Here is a 19,941-nt window from a genome sequence, read left to right on the forward strand (position 1 = left end):
TCAGAGATTTACGAATGAAAGAATTTCATAGATAATTTCTGCATTTCATTTTATTTTGTATTGAATATCATTAAAAGTGTTTATAAAAATAAGCGAAGTGACTTTTTATGTTTTATAAAGATAAGTATAAGCACATATTTGTATTGTAATTAAAAACAAAATAAGTCATGTGTGGAATTTTAGCAGTTATCGGAAAAGACATTGAAGCGGCAAAAATTAGCAGCCTTTCTAAAAGAATGTCTCACAGAGGTCCCGATGAAAGCGGATTAAAAATTACTGAAAAAGGACACGTGCTTTCGCACGAGCGTCTTTCAATCGTAGATCTTACTACGGGAATTCAGCCTATCCAGGGAACTGGTTCGGCATGGATGATCCATAACGGGGAGATCTATAACCACATGGCTCTTAGAAATAATGAACTTAAGGATCATTCTTTCAGGACAACGGGAGATTCAGAAGTCATAGTGCACCTTTATGAGAAATACGGTTATGATTTTGTAGATATGCTTGATGGAGTCTTTTCATTTGTAATCGTAGATGGAGATGATTTTATCGTAGGGAGAGATCCAATTGGAGTTAAGCCTCTTTACTTTGGTACAGATGAAACCGGTGCGATGTGGTTTGCTAGCGAAATGAAAGCTCTTATTGATACTTGCGTTGAATTTTCAGCATTTCCTCCGGGGCATTATTATACACCTCAAACAGGTTTTGTGAGATATTATAAGCCAGATTGGTTTGAATCAGAAAAAGCGGTTCAACCGGCAGATCTTGCCAAGTTAAGAGAAAGCCTTATCGAGGCAACAAGAAAAAGATTAATGGCAGATGTTCCCTTAGGAGTTCTTTTAAGCGGAGGTTTGGATTCTTCTTTAACGTCTTCGATTGCTGCTCGTTTAATGGCAGATTCAGGTCAAAAATTACATTCTTTCTCTATAGGATTGGATTCTGAAGCGCCAGATCTTATTGCAGCCAGGAAAGTAGCAGAGTTTCTGGGAACAGAGCATCATGAGATCCATTTTACGGTTGAAGAGGGAATAGAGATATTGAGCAAATTAGTATGGCATCTTGAAACTTATGATGTTACTTCAATAAGGGCCAGTACTCCAATGTATTTCCTTTCTAAGGCCATTGCTGATAAAGGGATCAAGGTGGTGCTTTCCGGAGAAGGATCTGATGAGATCTTTGGAGGGTATCTATATTTCAAGAACGCGCCTTCTGCTGAAGAATTTCAAAAGGAAACCATTAGAAGAGTTCAAAGATTGGCCACTGCCGATTGTTTAAGAGCTGATAAATCTACGATGGCTCACGGTTTGGAGGCAAGAGTGCCTTTCCTTGATAAAGCATTCTTGAAGACTGCTATGGAAATGGTGCCTGAGTCAAAAATGCCGGTAACTTATGATGGAGTTGAGAAATATGTTCTTAGAAAAGCATTTGACACGCCAGAGAAACCATTTTTACCAGAGGAAGTATTGTGGCGTCAAAAAGAGCAATTTAGCGATGGGGTAGGTTACAACTGGATAGATCAGCTTATTGACTATGCTTCAAAGCAAGTAAGTGATGTGCAAATGGAGACAGCGGCCTTGAAATATCCGGTGAACACTCCGGCAACCAAAGAGGCTTATTTTTACAGAGAATTGTTTAGTAAACATTTCCCGCAGGAATCTGCAGCGAAAACTGTAAAAAGATGGATCCCGAAATGGCAAAAAGATCTTGATCCTAGTGGAAGAGCAAATGAAACTCACGTTGCTCCCGGCTTAAAAAAAGAGATGCAAAAGGCCTAATCCTTGTAGGAATTTAAATATTAAACCCGAAGTGTTCCGGTGATCCGGAATACTTCGGGTTTTTCCACATAATTTGTTGATAACTTAAGGTGTTATAAGGCTGCTTCAACCTGTTAAAAATATGCGAATTGTTATATTTGTTCGTTATCCAAAATAGACGAAATTAATTAGCATATATATGAGCGAAGAAGCTAAGAAACATAATTATTCAGCCGACAGTATTCAGGCACTGGAAGGCATGGAGCATGTTCGTATGCGACCTTCAATGTATATTGGAGATACAGGCGTTAGAGGACTGCATCATTTGGTATACGAAGTTGTTGATAACTCGATCGATGAGGCGCTTGCGGGACACTGTGATAATATTAAAGTTACGATCAATGAGGACAATTCCATTACTACTGAAGATAACGGTAGGGGGATTCCTATAGATCTTCATAAAAAAGAAGGCGTATCTGCATTACAGGTGGTAATGACTAAAATTGGTGCAGGTGGTAAATTTGATAAAGATTCCTATAAAGTTTCCGGTGGTCTTCACGGAGTTGGTGTGAGTTGTGTGAATGCACTTTCTGAGCATCTTACTGCAACCGTTTATAGAGATGGGAAAATATGGCAACAGGAATATGAACTGGGAAAACCTCTTTATCCTGTAAAGCCAACTGGAGAAACTGAGTTGAGCGGTACCATTGTGACCTTCAAGCCAGATCCAAGTATCTTTCAGCAAACACTGGAATATAACTACGACACCCTTGCAAGCCGTATGCGTGAGCTTGCTTACCTTAATAAAGGGATAAGAATTAGCCTGACCGATAAAAGGAACAAGGAAGATAATGGTGAATATGTTCATGATGACTTCCATTCTGAAGAAGGTCTGAAGGAATTTATAAAATTTTTAGACGGTAACCGTGAGCCAATCATTGGAGATGTGATCTCTATGGAAGGTGAGAAGAATGATATTCCTGTTGAGGTAGCCATGGTTTACAACACTTCTTTTAGTGAGAACCTTCATTCTTATGTGAATAACATTAATACTCACGAGGGTGGAACTCACCTTTCCGGGTTTAGAAGAGGTCTTACTACTACGCTTAAGAAATATGCCGATGCATCCGGATTACTGGATAAGGTAAAATTTGAAATTACCGGTGATGACTTCCGTGAGGGACTTACCGCCATAATTTCGGTTAAGGTTGCTGAGCCTCAGTTCGAGGGGCAGACAAAGACCAAGCTGGGTAACCGTGAGGTGACTTCAGCGGTATCTCAGGCTGTTTCAGAAATGCTTGAGAATTATTTAGAAGAAAATCCGAATGATGCCAAGACCATTGTTCAAAAAGTAATGCTTGCTGCGCAGGCTAGAAATGCCGCGAAAAAAGCCCGTGAAATGGTTCAGCGAAAAACTGCCATGAGTGTTGGTGGTTTACCTGGGAAATTATCTGACTGCTCTGAGCAGGACCCTGCACAATGTGAAGTATTTCTTGTCGAGGGAGACTCGGCGGGTGGTACGGCCAAGCAGGGTAGAGATCGTAAGTTCCAGGCGATTCTTCCGCTTAGAGGTAAGATCCTAAATGTTGAAAAGGCTATGTCTCACAGGGTTTTTGATAACGAAGAGATCAAGAACATCTATACTGCCCTTGGGGTAACTATAGGTACCGAAGAGGATAGTAAGGCGCTAAACCTTTCTAAGCTTAGATATCATAAGATTGTGATCATGTGTGATGCCGACGTTGATGGTAGTCACATTGAAACTTTGATCCTGACTTTCTTCTTTAGATATATGAGGGAGTTGATTGAGAACGGTCACATTTATATCGCAACACCGCCACTTTACCTTGTTAAAAAGGGACAGAAGAAGCGTTATGCGTGGAATGAAAAAGAGCGTGATGAGATCGCTGCTGAATATAGCGGTGGAGTTCAGATCCAGAGATATAAAGGTCTTGGAGAGATGAACGCAGAGCAGCTTTGGGATACTACTATGGATCCTGAATTCAGAATACTAAGAAAAGTGAACATTGACAATGGAGGGGAAGCCGACAGGATCTTCTCAATGTTAATGGGAGATGAGGTTCCACCACGACGGGAGTTCATCGAAAAGAATGCCAAGTATGCTAATATTGATGCTTAAGCTTAACTAAATATTTATTAAAAGACCCACACCTAAACTCTTAAGTGTGGGTTTTTTACATATAGATAATTTCGAAAACTAAATTTTACTATTTTTATTCCACCTAAACCTAAATCACCGTGAAAAATCTCACCTATATTTTATTTCTAGTAATTCCTTTTATGACCATTTCTGTATCAGCACAGGAAGGGGATTCAGATCTTGATCTTTTTGTAAATGACATGCTTTTTCTAGCTGATGGTTTTGCTAGTCCTGCCTCCGAAAGTGCTGCTTACCAGGCAACAGCTGGTTGGTTCACCTCGGCAAGAGCTCTAGAAAAATGGAAGGTAGATGTGTCTTTACATGGAAACGCTATTTTCGTTCCAACGAGCAAAAAGGAATTTACCGTTAATAATAATGATTTCAATATCCTTTCTATTACAGGAGATGATCGTGCAATATTGCCTACTGCCTTTGGTAAAGAGACAGATGTTCAGTTCGAAGGGGAAGTAGAATTTAATGGACAGACTATTCCAATAAGCGGTTTTGATGCTATAGATGGTATCGATAAAGGAGCTTTGATTTATCCTTTCGCGCAGGTTTCGGTAGGATTACCATATGGTACGGAAATTGGAGTTAGAGCTCTGCCTTCTATGGAAATTGATGGTTCAGAGTTCAGTACTTATGGTGTGGGGATTAAGCACAATTTCAATCAATATTTCAGGTTTGATGATGAAGAAAATCTTCAGGTAGCTGCAATCCTTGCCTATAATATCTTCGATGTAAAATATGAGTTCGACCCAATTTCTGTAGAACAAGTTGTTCAGCTAGATCTAATTGACGTTTTTGCAAATGTTTGGATGGCAGAAGTGCTTGCCTCTAAAAGATATGAGAATTTTGAGATTTTCGGCGCGTTAGGGGTGGCTCAATCAGATTTTGAATACGAATTCGGAGGAAATGGAGTGGCTCTTCCGCAAATAAATTCTGAATTGGCCAGGCTGAATGATAAAGAGGCTCAATTTAAGGGGGATATTGGTTTCAATCTATACTTCGAAAGATTTAAAATTTCAACAATGGCTACTGCCGGGAAATTCGTGAATTTGAATCTTGGACTTCACTTTATATTATAAGGACTCTTTGATTTAACCATTCCTTATTATTATTACTGCCTCATTATTCGTAATTTCGCAGTCAATATTAATAGAAATCAAATAATATTTTAACATGAAAGTTACTATAGTAGGAGCAGGTGCCGTTGGTGCCAGCTGTGCCGAATATGTCGCCATCAAAAATTTTGCTTCAGAAGTAGTGTTGCTGGATATAAAAGAAGGTTATGCTGAAGGTAAAGCAATGGACCTTATGCAAACCGCAACTCTTAATGGCTTCGATACAAAAATAACCGGAAGTACTAACGATTATTCTAAAACTGCTGATAGTGATATCGCGGTGATCACCAGTGGGATTCCACGTAAACCAGGGATGACCAGAGAAGAATTGATAGGGATCAACGCGGGGATCGTAAAAGAGGTTTCTTCAAATCTTATTAAACATTCTCCAAATGTGACCCTAATCGTTGTTAGTAATCCAATGGATACCATGACCTATTTAGTTCATAAGACCACTGGTCTTCCTAAGAACAAGATCATTGGTATGGGTGGAGCTTTAGACAGCGCCCGTTTCAAGTACAGACTTAGTGAGGCTCTAGAATGTCCTCCTTCAGACGTAGACGGAATGGTGATTGGCGGTCATAGTGATACCGGAATGGTGCCATTAACAAGGCTTGCTACTAGAAATTCTGTTCCTGTTACTGCATTTCTTTCTAAAGATAGATTAGATCAGGTTTCTGAAGATACCAAAGTTGGTGGAGCTACGCTTACCAAGCTTTTAGGAACCAGTGCATGGTATGCTCCGGGAGCTGCAGTGTCTGGTCTGGTACAGGCGATTGCATGTGATCAGAAGAAAATGTTTCCTTGTTCAGCTTTACTGGACGGAGAGTACGGTCTTAAAGACCTTTGTATTGGTGTGCCAGCCATTCTTGGGAAAGATGGTTTGGAGAAAATTGTGGAACTACAATTGGATGATGCTGAAAAAGCAAAAATGAAGGAGAGTGCTGAGGGTGTTAAAAAAACCAACGGATTACTCGACGTTTAATTTTTTAGCAGAATTCATTCAAAATAACATGGAAAGCCACAGTATTTGTGGCTTTTTTGTTGGATTTAAAAGTTAAAATTATCCAAAAAAAAATATTGGGATTTGATAATTGAAGTCCTATATTTGTCCGTTTTTAAAATAGACCTAATAATCAATAATTTGAGGAATAATGCAGAATAAAGGACTGATTAAAGTTTTTGCAATTTTGTTTGGGCTGGTATGTCTTTATCAGCTTTCATTTACGTTTATAACAAATAATGTTGAGACTAATGCTGAGGAGTTTGCCGTTCAGGAAGTTGGTGAAGATGTAGAGAATTACTCAGAACTACGTGACCAGGCTGAGGCCAGGTACCTGGATTCTATCGGTAATGATGAGGTATTTGCGGGAATTAGCTACAATGCCGCAAAAGACAAAGAGCTTAACAAAGGGCTTGACCTTAAAGGAGGTATCAATGTGATCCTTCAAATTTCCGTGAGAGATATCTTAAGCGGATTGGCGAATGATTCAAAAGATCCTGCTTTTAGAAAAGCGATCGCAGAAGCAGATGAAGCACAGACTGATAGTCAGGAGAACTATGTAGATCTATTCTTCGAAGCTTTCAACAATATCCCGAATGCAAAACTTGCATCTCCAGATATTTTTGCAAATAAAACATTAAGTGACGAGATCAACTTCAACATGAGCAATGAAGAAGTTGAGCCGATCATCAGAAAAAAGATCGACGAATCAATTACTTCAGCTTTCGAAGTATTGAGAAAACGTATCGATAAGTTTGGAGTAACCCAGCCAAACATTCAGCGTCTTGGAAATTCAGGAAGAATTCTTGTTGAATTACCAGGAGCAAAAGACATCAGCAGGGTTAAAAACCTTTTGCAGAGTACTGCTCAGTTAGAGTTCTGGCATGTTTACAAGAACAACGAAATAGGAAATTTCCTTGTTCAGGCAAACAACAGGCTTGCTGAAATGAAGAGAACTCAGGAAGATGTTTCTGAAGAAACAGATACTACTGCTACTTCAGGTGATGATGAGATCGATGAGCTATTAGCAGATTCATCAGACAGTACTGAAGTTGAAACAGGAAACAATCCACTATTTGATCTTATCGTTTCTCCAGGATTCCAGGGAGGACCAGTGATCGCAACTTTCAAAGTACAGGATACGGCGAAAGTGATGGACTATCTTCAAAATCCTCAAATTAGATCTTTACTTCCTAGCGATATGCGTTATGCAAAATTTGTATGGGGAGTTGCAGATGAGGATACTCAAACAACAGGTCTTTATGCTTTAAAAGGGAATCGTAACATGGAGCCTCCATTGAGTGGTAGTGTTATTACCGATGCTCAGCAAACTTACGATCAATTAGGTCGTATTGCAGTAAGCATGCAGATGGATGGAACCGGAGCTAAGATCTGGGAAGATATGACTGGTAAAGCTTCTAACGAGCAGAGCCAGATCGCCATCGTTCTTGATAATATTGTTTATTCTGCACCAGGTGTTTCTACAGGACCAATTTCTGGAGGTAGAAGTGAGATCTCAGGAGACTTTACAATTACAGAAGGTCAGGATTTAGCGAACGTTCTACGTGCAGGTAAATTACCAGCTTCTGCAGATATTATTCAGAGTGAGGTTGTAGGACCATCGCTTGGACAGGAAGCTATAGACAGCGGTATTAATTCATTTGGAATTGCTCTTATCCTTGTATTGGTTTGGATGATCCTTTATTATGGTAAGGCAGGTCTTTTTGCAGATGTTGCTCTTGTAGTAAATATCCTATTCATCTTTGGTATTCTTGCGGGACTTGGAGCTGTATTAACGCTTCCTGGTATTGCCGGTATCGTTTTAACTATTGGTATGTCTGTAGATGCTAACGTACTTATTTTTGAAAGGATCAAAGAAGAGCTTGCTAAAGGAAAACTACAGCGCGACGCCATTAAAGATGGTTTTAATAATGCATTGTCGTCTATTCTTGATGCGAATATCACAACTGGTCTTACAGGTCTTATCTTATTCCTTCTTGGAACAGGTCCTATTAAAGGATTCGCAACTACCTTATTAATTGGTATTGCTACTTCTTTATTTACAGCTATTTTCATAACAAGACTGTTCATTGACGGATATGGTAAAAAAGGAAAATCCCTTGATTTCTCTACTTCTCTTACCAAGAACCTGTTCACTAACATGAACATAGACTTCCTTAAGAAGAGAAAAGTTGCATATATAATTTCAGGATTATTTATTGTAATTAGTATTGGATCGTTAATTACACAGGGTCTGAACGAAGGTGTAGATTTTGTAGGAGGTAGAACATATACGGTAAGATTTGCCGATGATGTAAGCCCTACTGAAGTTCAGAATGACCTAGTCGCTACTTTTGGTAGTGCTGAAGCAAAAACTTTTGGTCCAAACAACCAGTTAAAAATCACCACAAAATATAAGGTGGACCAAGAAGGTGCTGAAGTGGATGAAGAAATTCAAAGATCACTTTTTGAAGCTCTAGGTGCTTACCTTCCGGCAGATTTAACTTACGAAGAATTTACGGACGGAGCAGACGATAAACAGGTTGGTGTAATGAAATCAATGAAAGTTGGAGCTACCATCGCAGATGATATTAAGAATGCTTCTTTCTGGGCTGTATTAGGTTCACTTATCGTAGTATTCCTTTATATCCTTCTACGTTTCCGTAAATGGCAATTTAGTTTAGGAGCGGTAACTGCTGTATTCCATGATGTTTTGGTGGTATTGGGTATTTTCTCATTACTATACAAAGTGATGCCATTCAATATGGAAATAGACCAGGCTTTCATCGCGGCGATCCTTACTGTAATTGGTTACTCGCTGAATGATACCGTGGTTGTATTTGACAGGATTAGAGAATACGTAAACGAGCATTCTAGCTGGGCTCTTAATAAGACAGTAAACTCAGCTCTTAATAGTACGATCAGTAGAACCTTGAACACCTCGCTTACTACTTTAGTAGTATTACTTGCTATCTTCATATTTGGAGGTGAAAGTATCAGAGGATTTATGTTCGCTCTTATAGTGGGTGTGATCGTAGGTACTTACTCTTCATTGTTCATTGCAACTCCGATAATGTTCGATAGCGTGAAGAAGAAGTCTTCTATCCAAAAGAAAGAAAAGCCTAAGACAGAAGAGGCTGCTACGGCGTAAGCTGTAGATATATAAAACAAAAAAAAGGCTTTCCAAACTGGAAAGCCTTTTTTTTGTTTTACGCTTATTCAGGAATTAAAAGATGAATTTTTAATCTCTTTTGAAGCTTATTTTATCGCCTTGCTCAACACCCCATTGATCTGAAAGTCCTCCATTGATCTCAAGGACAAATTGTGCAGGTCCTTCTGAAGGTAAGGAAGTTTCATCTCTTGGTGTAGCATTCTTCTGAATACTCACCAAAGTGCTGTCTGCAGCGTAATAAATAATATCTAAAGGTATGTAGGTGTTCTTCATATAAAAGCTTCTAACTCTCTCAGAATCGTAAATAAAAAGCATGCCTTGGTCATCTTCCATATTCTCTCGATACATAAGGCCTGTCTGATGTTCGTAATCAGATTCAGCCAGTTCTATATCCAGTTTTTTGAGCGTATCTCCCGAAGCTTTGATCATGTATAATTCACCTTCCTTGGTGAAAGTGATAGGTTCGGTTTCTATAACCTCTTCCTTTTTATCCTCTTCGCAAGAAGTGAAAGAAAGGCTTATGAACAGACTAAGGCCTGCCAGACTTAAAATTCGTTTTTTCATACTGTTTTTCTTTTAACAGGACGGTACATGAAGTATAGACCGGCGATAACAAAAGGAATACTTAGCCATTGGCCAGTATTTAGCAGCCAGTTAGCACGTTCACCTACCTGTGGTTCTTTAATAAATTCAATAAAGAATCTAACTGTCCAAAGTAATACAAGGAACAGGCCAAATAAGTAACCTGTTTTAAACCGTTTTTCCGTTTTCCAGTACAGATACCATAAAATGATAAATATGACCAGGTAACAGGCCGATTCGTATAATTGAGCAGGGTGTCTTGCGAAGTCCTCGCCTAATTTTTCGAATATAATACCGTAATCTGAATTTGTAGGTTTACCAATGATCTCTGAATTGATGAAATTTCCAATTCTAACGAATATAGCTCCACTCGCTACCGGGATCACGATCCTGTCCAAGATCCAAAGCACCGGTTTTTCAATGATCCTTTTTGAGTAAAGGTACATGGCAATAATAATACCTATGGCGGCACCATGACTAGCAAGACCTCTAAAGCCGGTGAATTCAAATTCTGGTTCAAAGCGTACCGGAAGGAAAATTTCTAAAAGGTGATTTTGAAAATACTCCCAATCGTAAAAAATAACATGTCCAAGCCTGGCTCCAATCAAAGTAGCGAGTACCGTATATATAAATAAGGAATCTAATTTTTCGACAGAAATATTTTCCCTTGTATAAATAGCCTTCATGATATACCAGCCCAGGGTGAAGGCGATTAAAAACATTAAGCTGTAATAGTGAAGAGTGAAAAATCCTAGATCTAATCCTTCAGAGGGATTCCAGCGAATGGCATTAAGCAGCATACTAATATTTTTGATTAGGCGTAAATATACATATTTGCCTTTTCTTTAGCTCGTTTTGCTCCTGGATTTTCCGGGAACGGGATCGTAGCCGGATCCTCCCCAGGGGTGGCATCTGCCTATGCGTTTTAGTCCCAGCCAGAAGCCTTTAATTGGTCCGTGTAATTCTATGGCTTCCAGCATGTAACTGGAGCAAGTGGGTTGGTATCTACAGGAAGCAGGAGTAAGCGGAGAAATAAATTTCTTGTAGAACTGAACAATTGCGGTCAATATTTTACTTAACCATCGGTTCAGCATAATAAAATCTATTTTACAGAGAAGGATGTGCCTTCTTTCCCGTCCTTTAGTTGTATACCTATCTCCTCTAATTGATCCCTAATCTGGTCGCTTAAAGCAAAATTCTTATTGCTTCTGGCTTCAGCTCTTAACTTGATCAATAATTCAATAGTTCCTGTTAGCTTTTCCTGTCCATTTTCATTTTCTGATACACCGTCCAATAATCCAAGGATATCAAACATGAAATTGCTCATAGTAGATTTTAATTCACCCCTGTCTGCTTCGGTAATTGTAACAGAACCATCTTTAATACTATTGATGGTTTTAACGGCATCAAAAAGTTTAGCTATGACAATAGGACTATTAAAGTCATCATTCATGGCGTCGTAGCATGACTGTTTCCATCCTGCGAGATCAAAACTGGTGTTATCTGAAACAGGAAGATCTTCAACCGAATAATAAGCCTCCATAAGTCGGTTAAAGCCTTTTTCGCTTCCAAGTAAGGCTTCGCTTGAAAAATCTAGTATGCTTCGGTAATGTGCTTGCAGGATAAAGAATCTCACAACGTTTGGCGAAAATGCTTTGGTTAGCACATCATTATTTCCGGTGAATATCTGTTCAGGAAGAATGAAATTACCTGTACTTTTTGCCATTTTCTTACCGTTTAAAGTAAGCATATTGGCGTGCAGCCAGTAATTAACAGGAGACTTTCCGGTAGCCGCTTCTCCCTGAGCTATTTCACATTCATGGTGTGGGAACTTAAGGTCCATTCCGCCGCCATGAATATCAAATTCTTCTCCCAGGTATTTTGTGCTCATTACGGTACATTCAAGATGCCAGCCGGGGAATCCGTCGCTCCATGGAGAAGGCCATCTCATGATATGCTGCGGCTCTGCTTTTTTCCAGAGTGCAAAATCCTGTGGATTTTTCTTATCGCTTTGTGCCTGCAGTTCTCTCGTGTTCGCGATCATATCTTCGATCGCTCTACCACTTAATCTACCGTAAGAATGCTCTTTATTGAACTTTAAAACATCAAAATAGACTGATCCATTCGCTTCATAAGCAAAACCATTTTCAAGGATGGTCTTGATGATCTCTATCTGTTCAACTATATGCCCGGTAGCAGTAGGTTCGATGCTTGGAGGTAGATTGTTGAATTTCTGTAAAATATTATGGAAATCAACCGTATATTTTTGAACAACTTCCATGGGCTCGATCTGTTCGATCCTGGCTTTTTTAGAAATTCTGTCCTCTCCGCTGTCGGCATCATTTTCCAGGTGCCCGGCATCGGTTATATTTCTAACATAACGCACTTTATATCCAAGATGCTTAAGGTATCTAAATACCAGATCAAATGATATAAAAGTTCGGCAATTACCTAAATGTACATTGCTGTATACGGTAGGTCCGCAAACGTACATCCCTACATTTCCTTCGTTGATCGGGGTGAAAACTTCTTTTTCACCGCTCATGGAATTATAAAGTATCAGGCTTTGTTCCTGGTAAAGCGCCATGTAATAAGTTGTTTATGATTTATTAGAACGATGTGTCTAATTTAATATAATCCAGAAATTCTCTTCTAACTTCTTTCTTTTTGAAAGCTCCGCCAAATTCACTGGTAACGGTGCTGCTTTCGATATCGCGAATTCCTCTACTGTTAACGCAAAGGTGTTTTGCGTCAATGACACAGGCAACATCGAGAGTTCCCAGAACGTTTTGAAGTTCATGAACAATTTGCATGGTCATTCTTTCCTGAACCTGTGGTCTTTTTGCGAAGTAATCCACGATACGGTTCATTTTTGAAAGACCTACTACCGTCCCATTTGAAATATAGGCGACATGAGCTCTTCCCACGATAGGCAATAAGTGGTGCTCGCAGGTAGAATATACAGTGATGTTCTTTTCTACCAGCATTTCGCCATATTTATATTTGTTCTCAAAAGTAGAAGCTTTCGGCTTTCTTTTAGGATGAAGTCCTGCGAAGATCTCATTCACGAACATCTTGGCAACTCTTAAGGGAGTTCCTTTTAAACTGTCATCAGTAAGATCAAGACCCAGGGTGTCTAGAATGTTTTTCACATCCTCTTTTATAAGATCAACCTTCTCCTGATCAGTTTTTTCAAAAGCATCCTCTCTTAGAGGAGTATTTGCACTACTGCTCGCATGGGCATCGCCCATCTCTTCAATTTCGTTCAATATTTTGTCTATTTTCATGCTTTTTTGCAATAATAGTCGGTTAAAACCGTATTGGCTTGCAAAGATACATATTTATAAGCTTTTAGCAGTATTCAAAAATCAATAAGCCTGAAGACATTGTCTGCTTTATATTTTATATTTTGCGTTGGTTATGGTGATGACGGGAATGAGAACCACTTTTAAGATTATATTGATTCTGTTATTCGGGCTTTTAACCAGTTATTCGGTGAGTGCTCAAGGTTCTCTGTGTTCAGATATCGAGCCTTTTTGTGCCGGTGATCAACGATTGACTTTTCCTAACTCTAATGAGACCAATAGTACTCAGATAAATGGAGAGTTGGGGCCAGATTACGGCTGCCTGCTAAAACAACCTTATCCTGCCTGGTTCTTTCTGCAAATTGAAGATCCTGGGAACCTAAATTTCAGAATTTCTCAATCTGAAAACCGAGATGGTTCCGGAGCGCCTCTGGATGTAGACTTTGTTGTATGGGGTCCCTTTGAGCGTGGGGATGATTATTGTGACGGCAACTCTCTAAATGCGGATAAAATTGTTGATTGTAGTTACCTGGACGATGCGACCGAGAATATGAGTATTCCCAATGCTCAGACCAATGAGATCTATGTCGTTGTAATTACAAATTTCCGAACCTTACCGGGTTATATCAGTCTCGAGCAAACCAGTAGTCAGGGTTCCACAGATTGCTCTATTCTAGATCTGGATCTGGGCGACCAGGTTTCCGTTTGTGATGATAACGAGTATACTATCGATGGTACTACTGAGGAAGCCAGTAAATATGAGTGGTTTGTTTTTAATGAAACAACATCCCAGTATGATCTAATTCCGGGTGAGGATGGCTCAACTCTTACGGTTAATACTTCCGGAAATTATAAACTTATAGTTACCGACGAAATTGAAAATAAGACCGAAGAAGATGATGTAACGGTTACTTTTTATGATAGTCCTGCAATTGGTGAGGTTTCTAATTTTCCTGTTTGTACAGAAGATGCTGAATTTGTTGATCTTAATGAAATTTCAACCGACCTGCTAGCTCCCAACGATAACAGCGAAATGAATTATGAAGTTTTCTTTTATGCTTCACAGGAAGATGTCGATGCCGGAAGTAGAATTCCTGATGCTTCAGCTTTTCCATTTGAAGAGGGGAAAATAATTTATGCTGAAGTAATAGACACAGAAAGTGGTTGTAGATCTGAAGCAGTGAACTTTGAGCTAAAGACCTTTGATTTTCCTGAATTTGAACTTTCTGAAAACACTATATTTTGTGTGGATGGTAATATGAATGTTCAAAACCCGGTTAGCCTGGGGGAAGATCTGGGTGATGGTTATTTTTATGAATGGAGAGATGGAGTGGAGATAATTAGCACAAATGCAATTATAGAACTTAACGAGTTACCTTCGAATCCTCAGGTCAGTGTAACTATTTCCAATCCCGAATCGGGTTGTGAATTAGAATTTGTCACTAATGTTGCTGCTGTCACTGGGCCTGAGACCGTTCAGGTGGATATATCTGGATCAGATTTTGGAGATGGTTATAATGTGGAAGCAAGTACAGATGATTTTACAGGCAAGGAATTTGCAATTTTGGTGTATAGGCTTGATAATGGCTCCTGGCAGGATAGTAATGTATTTAATGGAGTTACTCCTGGTAGCCATACGGTAAGTGTTAGAGATCTTAACGGTTGCGGAGCGGCAACCAGCGAAAGTTTTTTCCTTGTTGGTTATCCGCGGTTTTTCACACCAAATTCAGATGGATATAATGACCATTGGAATTTAATTACAGATCGTAATATCAGCATTAAAAAACTATACGTTTTTGATAGGTATGGTAAATTGATCACCCGTTTAAATCCAACAAATAAAGGTTGGGACGGAACCTATAATGGCGATGATCTCCCTGCAGATGATTACTGGTTCAGGGTTGAATTCGTAGATGAAAAGACAGGAGAATACCAGGAATATATGTCTAACTTCACCTTGATGAGATAAAAAAAAGCGCCTGTTTCAGGCGCTTTTTCATTTATATTCAAATATTAAATTACAGTCCGAAGGTTAAGGAAACGACAAATTTTGATAGGTCACGATCTATAGTACTTGTGTTAATAAAACTTGTGCTGCTGTCTTTAAAATTAGCATAACTATAAGCAAGGTCAATATTCAGGTTTCCAAAGCTGTATCCTAAACCACCGGTATATCCAGTTAGATCTCCAACATTATTCTCATCTTTAAATGGGCTTTCTTCAAACCTGTAACCGGCTCTAAGGCTAAAATTTGAAATACGGTATTCCCCACCAATTCTGTAAGTAGATGCTGCCTGCATATCATCATTGATGCTATTATTCAGGTCTACATAAGAGATATCGTAATCTGAACTATATTTCATGTTAGAATAATCTTTCCAGCTGTAATCAAAACTTATCAGCCCAGATTTTCCGAATAAATAAGCAAAACTACCATTGAATTTAGAAGGTAGTTTAAGTTGATATTCAGGATAAACATTTAAGACCTGTGGAGATACGCTCACGAATTCATCAAATGAATTGTTAGAATCCAGGTATTGTCTCGTTTCTTCTCTGAAGGTATACCAGGTAGGGGAGTCGTATGTTAGTCCTAGTCTTATGTTATCGCTAAGTTTTGCGATACCTCCTAATTGGAAGGAAAAACCGTCTCCATTGGTAAAAAGGCTGTTTCCAAAATACACCTCGGTAGTTTCGCTTCCGGTATTGTTGTTGAATTCAGTGAATTCAGTTGAATTCTCATAATTAATAAAGTGAGAATTAAGGTTCAGGCCTAAATATAGGAAATCTTTGTACTGAGTAGCAGCATTAAACGTAAGCTTCCCGTTAATGCCGGTTGCAGCATATCGATATCGCTGGTCAAAATTCCCTGGCCCAATTAGTGAATAATATTCTGTATTATCAGGATCATCAACTTCTGCTTCAATTACATAACCCTGGTAGCCAAGGAATGCTTGCTGAGCTGCAAAACCATAATTCTCTCCAAGGAAGGAATAAAGGCTGGAAATGCTTTCGTCGTCCTGAAGCTGCAATAGTTCTAAGGGAATTCCGTCTGCATAATCCAAAAAATACTGATCTAGAGAGTTAGAGGAATTTCCGCGGACCGAATAGTTTTCATCATAATTTGATTCTGTAGTGTAATTTAGTCCTATCGAAAATTTTCGCCAGTCGCTTTCTTCGTTATCTCTAAAAACAAAAACTCCCCCTGCATTGGTCAGGTCAAAATTATCTTCCTCGCTGCTGCTTCTTCCATCATTGAATTGAATATTGTTTTCCAGGCTTCTATAGCCGAAGGTTATCGAGGCACTGCTTGATAAAAAGACAGCTGAAGAAGCAGGGTTTAGGGACATGGCAGAAATATCACCTCCAAGGGCACCAAAAGCTCCGCTCATTCCCATAAATCTCGCGGTACCTGATAATTCATTATTTGAATAGCGGTAGGCATCTCTTAGATCCTGAGCTTGAATTGAAGAAGTGATAGAGGCTAAAAAAAATAAGAATAAAATTCTTTTCATGTTTTAAATACTTTGCGTTATAAAAAAACCTCGCAGGATAGGTTCCCGCAAGGTTTGATTTTTAGATTATTTTCAATTATCGGCTTCCGCCGCGACCACCACCTCTGGATGATCCACCTGAACTCCTTGTAGCGCCAGATCCTCTGCTGCTAGAACTACTTGAGCTTCTAGTGGTACTTGATCTGGTTGAACTGCTACTCCTAGTAGTAGGGGAAGACCGGTATGATCTATTACTGCTTTGCGTTGATCTTTGGTATACAGGAGAGCTGCTTCTGCTTCTGCCAGAATCATAACTTCTTGAAGATTCAGTTCTTCTGGTGCTTCTGGTATAAATTCTGGAATTATCTGTAACTCCTCGTTGAACTCTGGAAGTTCGTTCTGGAGAACCAGATGTTCTAATATCTCTTATGCTTCTTGAATATGAACTTCTTCTATTATTAACGTCTCTATCTCTATAGCTGCCTTGAGAACTTCTTCTTCCTCTGTTATAAGCTACGTTATCATTATAATAGTGGTAATGGTTGTAGCGCCAAGGGGAGTAGAATCCTCCATAACCCCATCCGTATCCGTAAGGGTATCCATAGCCTATGCCAAATCCAAAACCTCCGTAGCCCCAACCGGCAGCCCATCCTGGACCCCAACCTGGACCCCATCCAGGGTAGAAAGGATCCCAGAACGGATCATAGAATCCGCCCCAGCCTGGTCCCCAGCCGTAGCCATATCCCCATCCCCATGGAGAATAGAATCCGCCGAAGCCAGTATTAATTATATTAATTGAGTAGGTATCCGGATCTTCTCCCCAGGGAGCGTTTCCGCCTACATAAGCGACATCACCGCCAACTTCAGAATAATTTTCATATCCATCATTAGAACTATAACTGTCTACGTCTGTAAAAACTTCATTATCCAGTACCTCTCCAACCATTTGAGATTGTTGAGCAAATAGGTTCTTATAATAGGTGCTATTATTGTTTGGCTTTACTTCATTCGCTTCAGGATCTGCTTGTTCCCATATACCCGGTCTAGATTCTCCATAAATACCATCGGCTTCATATCCCGAATATTGGTAAGAACCACAGGATGCCAATGCGAAAAGAACCACCGGCACGAACAAGAGGTTCAGTTTATTTCGTAAGGTGTAGTAAAGTTTCATTGGTAATTGTTTTTATTGTTGGGCATCCTAAAAATGGTTAGTTTTGCCCGAACGGTTAGTATACACTAATGGTAAAAGTTACAAGTTTTATGCCAAATAACAAGAAATGGGTAAGAATTTAACGAAGCGAAGCGAAGACTATTCAAAATGGTATAATGAATTGGTTGTAAAGGCCGATTTAGCTGAAAATTCAGCGGTTAGAGGCTGTATGGTTATCAAACCCTACGGCTATGCAATATGGGAAAAGATGCAGGCTGAATTGGATAGGATGTTCAAAGAGACAGGTCATCAAAACGCCTATTTTCCACTTTTTGTTCCGAAGCATTTATTCGAGGCTGAAGAGAAGAATGCCGAGGGTTTTGCGAAAGAATGTGCGGTGGTAACCCATTACAGGCTAAAAAATGATCCAGATAGACCTGGTAAACTAATGGTAGATCCGGAAGCCAAGTTGGAAGAAGAACTTGTGGTTAGACCAACTTCTGAAGCGATCATCTGGAATACCTATAAAAACTGGATACAGTCTTATAGAGACCTTCCAATAAAAGTGAATCAGTGGGCTAATGTGGTGCGCTGGGAGATGAGAACAAGATTATTTCTAAGGACTGCTGAATTTCTTTGGCAGGAAGGTCATACTGCTCATGCTACTAAAGTAGAGGCTCTTCAGGAAACTGAATTGATGAATGATATTTATGCTGAGTTTGCCGAGAATTTCATGGCAATCCCTGTAGTTAAAGGAGCAAAAACCGAGAATGAACGTTTTGCAGGAGCTTTGGAAACCTATTGTATCGAAGCTCTTATGCAGGATGGAAAAGCCTTACAGGCCGGAACCTCGCATTTCCTGGGGCAGAATTTCGCAAAAGCTTTTGATGTGAAATTTGCCACTAAAGAAGGCGGGCTGGAATATGTATGGGCAACTTCATGGGGAGTTTCTACCAGGCTTATGGGAGCGCTTATTATGACACATAGTGATGATAATGGATTGGTATTGCCTCCAAATCTTGCGCCTATACAAGTTGTGATCGTACCTATCTATAGAAGTGAAGAGCAATTGGAACAGATCTCTGAAGCAGCGAATAAGCTGGTTAAAGAACTAAGGGAGGTAGGAGTTTCGGTTAAGTTTGACGACAATGATAATCAAAAGCCGGGATGGAAGTTCGCGCAATATGAATTGCAAGGTGTACCGGTAAGATTGGCTATAGGACCAAAAGATCTCGAAAAAGGAACGGTTGAGCTTGCAAGAAGAGATACACTTACTAAAGAATTCGTAAAAAATGATGAAGTAGTAGGTAAGATCAAGGCCCTAATGACTGAGATCCAGGAGAGTCTTTATACGAAGGCAAAAAATTATCGGGATTCTCATATTACTGAAGTTGATGATTTTGACGATTTTAAAAAAGTTCTGAAAGAGAAAGCTGGATTTATTTCTGCCCATTGGGATGGTACTCCAGAGACAGAGAATAAGATCAAGGAACTTACTAAAGCTACGATAAGGTGTATTCCTTTCAATAGAAAAGAAGAGGCGGGAGAGTGCGTTCTTACCGGAAAACCGTCCGAGGGAAGAGTGCTTTTTGCGAAGGCCTATTAAAAAATTTAAAAAATTTTGTAGAACATTTGCGGCATTCCAAAAAAGTTGTATTTTTGCATCCGCATTTGAAACAAAATGGTCCGTTCGTCTAGGGGTTAGGACGCCAGGTTTTCATCCTGGTAACAGGGGTTCGATTCCCCTACGGACTACGAAAAGAAACACTGAAAGAATTGTGTTTGTTTTTAGCAACAAACTGAGTTGCACTTTGAAATAATTTTTGGTCCGTTCGTCTAGGGGTTAGGACGCCAGGTTTTCATCCTGGTAACAGGGGTTCGATTCCCCTACGGACTACTTTTAAAAAACATTTAAATAATAATTGTAATGGCAAATCATAAGTCAGCGTTGAAGAGGATTCGTAGCAATGAGACTAAGCGTCTTAGAAATCGCTACCAGCATAAAACTACAAGAAACGCGATCAAGAAATTGCGTGAAGCCGATAAGAAAGAGGCTGAGGCTATGTTGCCTGCAGTAATTTCTATGGTGGATAAATTGGCTAAGAAAAATATCATTCACGATAATAAAGCTGCTAACCTAAAGTCAAATTTGACTAAGCACGTCGCAGCACTTTAATTTTAGCAGTGTTCAAT

15 protein-coding genes and 2 tRNA genes are annotated in these 19,941 nt (G+C 39.5%); 10 read left to right on the forward strand and 7 right to left on the reverse strand.

Going from position 1 to position 19,941, the window contains the following annotated elements:
- Positions 1–167: 167 nt before the first annotated feature.
- The 5 genes from asnB (at position 168) to secDF (ending at position 9,196) form a co-directional block, all read left to right on the forward strand.
- A complete protein-coding gene (asnB, locus tag G3I01_RS08135; protein WP_219552642.1) occupies positions 168–1,778 on the forward strand; it encodes an asparagine synthase B in 1,611 nt (536 codons plus the stop codon).
- Between the two features lie 178 nt (positions 1,779–1,956).
- Positions 1,957–3,897, forward strand: coding sequence for a DNA topoisomerase (ATP-hydrolyzing) subunit B (gene gyrB, locus G3I01_RS08140; protein WP_219552644.1), 1,941 nt, complete (start codon positions 1,957–1,959; stop codon positions 3,895–3,897).
- A gap of 119 nt (positions 3,898–4,016) precedes the next feature.
- Complete coding sequence (locus G3I01_RS08145; protein ID WP_219552646.1) at positions 4,017–5,006, forward strand: DUF6588 family protein; 990 nt, start codon at positions 4,017–4,019, stop codon at positions 5,004–5,006.
- A 94-nt stretch (positions 5,007–5,100) separates the two neighbouring features.
- The gene (gene mdh / locus G3I01_RS08150; protein WP_219552648.1) at positions 5,101–6,027 is read left to right on the forward strand and encodes a malate dehydrogenase; all 927 of its coding nucleotides are present in this window, start codon (positions 5,101–5,103) and stop codon (positions 6,025–6,027) included.
- Positions 6,028–6,196: 169 nt separating this feature from the next.
- The gene (gene secDF, locus G3I01_RS08155; RefSeq protein WP_219552650.1) at positions 6,197–9,196 is read left to right on the forward strand and encodes a protein translocase subunit SecDF; all 3,000 of its coding nucleotides are present in this window, start codon (positions 6,197–6,199) and stop codon (positions 9,194–9,196) included.
- 90 nt (positions 9,197–9,286) lie between these two features.
- On the opposite strand, the gene G3I01_RS08160 is transcribed toward secDF, so the two are convergent.
- Genes G3I01_RS08160 through folE form a run of 5 tightly spaced genes read right to left on the reverse strand, consistent with a single transcriptional unit; the run spans position 9,287 to position 13,086 of the window.
- Positions 9,287–9,781, reverse strand: a complete 495-nt coding sequence (locus tag G3I01_RS08160; RefSeq protein ID WP_219552652.1) for a DUF192 domain-containing protein — start codon at positions 9,779–9,781, stop codon at positions 9,287–9,289.
- Positions 9,778–10,599 carry a prolipoprotein diacylglyceryl transferase gene (gene lgt, locus G3I01_RS08165; RefSeq protein WP_219552654.1) on the reverse strand — a complete coding sequence of 274 codons (822 nt, stop codon included), beginning with the start codon at positions 10,597–10,599 and terminating at the stop codon, positions 9,778–9,780. The genes G3I01_RS08160 and lgt overlap by 4 nt, the downstream gene beginning before the upstream one ends.
- A 45-nt stretch (positions 10,600–10,644) precedes the next feature.
- The gene (gene yidD / locus G3I01_RS08170; RefSeq protein ID WP_219552656.1) at positions 10,645–10,893 is read right to left on the reverse strand and encodes a membrane protein insertion efficiency factor YidD; all 249 of its coding nucleotides are present in this window, start codon (positions 10,891–10,893) and stop codon (positions 10,645–10,647) included.
- Positions 10,894–10,901: 8 nt separating this feature from the next.
- Positions 10,902–12,386 carry a cysteine--tRNA ligase gene (gene cysS / locus G3I01_RS08175; protein WP_219552658.1) on the reverse strand — a complete coding sequence of 495 codons (1,485 nt, stop codon included), beginning with the start codon at positions 12,384–12,386 and terminating at the stop codon, positions 10,902–10,904.
- Positions 12,387–12,408: 22 nt separating this feature from the next.
- Entirely contained in the window at positions 12,409–13,086 is a 678-nt protein-coding gene (gene folE, locus G3I01_RS08180) for a GTP cyclohydrolase I FolE (RefSeq protein WP_219552660.1), read from the reverse strand.
- 208 nt (positions 13,087–13,294) lie between these two features.
- On the opposite strand from folE, the gene G3I01_RS08185 reads away from it, so the two are divergent.
- On the forward strand, positions 13,295–15,073 hold the full coding sequence (locus G3I01_RS08185; RefSeq protein WP_219552662.1) for a T9SS type B sorting domain-containing protein: 1,779 nt from the start codon (positions 13,295–13,297) through the stop codon (positions 15,071–15,073).
- A gap of 49 nt (positions 15,074–15,122) precedes the next feature.
- On the opposite strand, the gene G3I01_RS08190 is transcribed toward G3I01_RS08185, so the two are convergent.
- Entirely contained in the window at positions 15,123–16,616 is a 1,494-nt protein-coding gene (locus G3I01_RS08190; RefSeq protein WP_219552664.1) for an outer membrane protein transport protein, read from the reverse strand.
- 76 nt (positions 16,617–16,692) lie between these two features.
- The gene (locus tag G3I01_RS17110; RefSeq protein WP_257710843.1) at positions 16,693–17,769 is read right to left on the reverse strand and encodes a hypothetical protein; all 1,077 of its coding nucleotides are present in this window, start codon (positions 17,767–17,769) and stop codon (positions 16,693–16,695) included.
- Between the two features lie 106 nt (positions 17,770–17,875).
- On the opposite strand from G3I01_RS17110, the gene proS reads away from it, so the two are divergent.
- The 4 genes from proS (at position 17,876) to rpsT (ending at position 19,924) form a co-directional block, all read left to right on the forward strand.
- On the forward strand, positions 17,876–19,354 hold the full coding sequence (gene proS, locus G3I01_RS08200) for a proline--tRNA ligase (RefSeq protein WP_219552666.1): 1,479 nt from the start codon (positions 17,876–17,878) through the stop codon (positions 19,352–19,354).
- Between the two features lie 77 nt (positions 19,355–19,431).
- A tRNA-Glu gene (locus tag G3I01_RS08205) sits at positions 19,432–19,503 on the forward strand.
- A gap of 70 nt (positions 19,504–19,573) precedes the next feature.
- Positions 19,574–19,645: transfer RNA gene (locus tag G3I01_RS08210), tRNA-Glu, on the forward strand.
- 30 nt (positions 19,646–19,675) lie between these two features.
- Positions 19,676–19,924 carry a 30S ribosomal protein S20 gene (gene rpsT / locus G3I01_RS08215; RefSeq protein ID WP_108172388.1) on the forward strand — a complete coding sequence of 83 codons (249 nt, stop codon included), beginning with the start codon at positions 19,676–19,678 and terminating at the stop codon, positions 19,922–19,924.
- Positions 19,925–19,941 lie beyond the last annotated feature (17 nt).

This window comes from Gramella sp. MT6, from assembly GCF_019357415.1.
GTDB lineage: Bacteria > Bacteroidota > Bacteroidia > Flavobacteriales > Flavobacteriaceae > Christiangramia.

Coding starts and splice junctions, on each gene's coding strand:
- asnB (WP_219552642.1), top strand. CDS start 168: ATGTGTGGAATTTTAGCAGTTATCGGAAAAGACATTGAAGCGGCAAAA.
- gyrB (WP_219552644.1), top strand. CDS start 1,957: ATGAGCGAAGAAGCTAAGAAACATAATTATTCAGCCGACAGTATTCAG.
- mdh (WP_219552648.1), top strand. CDS start 5,101: ATGAAAGTTACTATAGTAGGAGCAGGTGCCGTTGGTGCCAGCTGTGCC.
- secDF (WP_219552650.1), top strand. CDS start 6,197: ATGCAGAATAAAGGACTGATTAAAGTTTTTGCAATTTTGTTTGGGCTG.
- G3I01_RS08160 (WP_219552652.1), bottom strand. CDS start 9,781: ATGAAAAAACGAATTTTAAGTCTGGCAGGCCTTAGTCTGTTCATAAGC.
- lgt (WP_219552654.1), bottom strand. CDS start 10,599: ATGCTGCTTAATGCCATTCGCTGGAATCCCTCTGAAGGATTAGATCTA.
- yidD (WP_219552656.1), bottom strand. CDS start 10,893: ATGCTGAACCGATGGTTAAGTAAAATATTGACCGCAATTGTTCAGTTC.
- cysS (WP_219552658.1), bottom strand. CDS start 12,386: ATGGCGCTTTACCAGGAACAAAGCCTGATACTTTATAATTCCATGAGC.
- folE (WP_219552660.1), bottom strand. CDS start 13,086: ATGAAAATAGACAAAATATTGAACGAAATTGAAGAGATGGGCGATGCC.
- G3I01_RS08190 (WP_219552664.1), bottom strand. CDS start 16,616: ATGAAAAGAATTTTATTCTTATTTTTTTTAGCCTCTATCACTTCTTCA.
- G3I01_RS17110 (WP_257710843.1), bottom strand. CDS start 17,769: ATGAAACTTTACTACACCTTACGAAATAAACTGAACCTCTTGTTCGTG.
- proS (WP_219552666.1), top strand. CDS start 17,876: ATGGGTAAGAATTTAACGAAGCGAAGCGAAGACTATTCAAAATGGTAT.
- rpsT (WP_108172388.1), top strand. CDS start 19,676: ATGGCAAATCATAAGTCAGCGTTGAAGAGGATTCGTAGCAATGAGACT.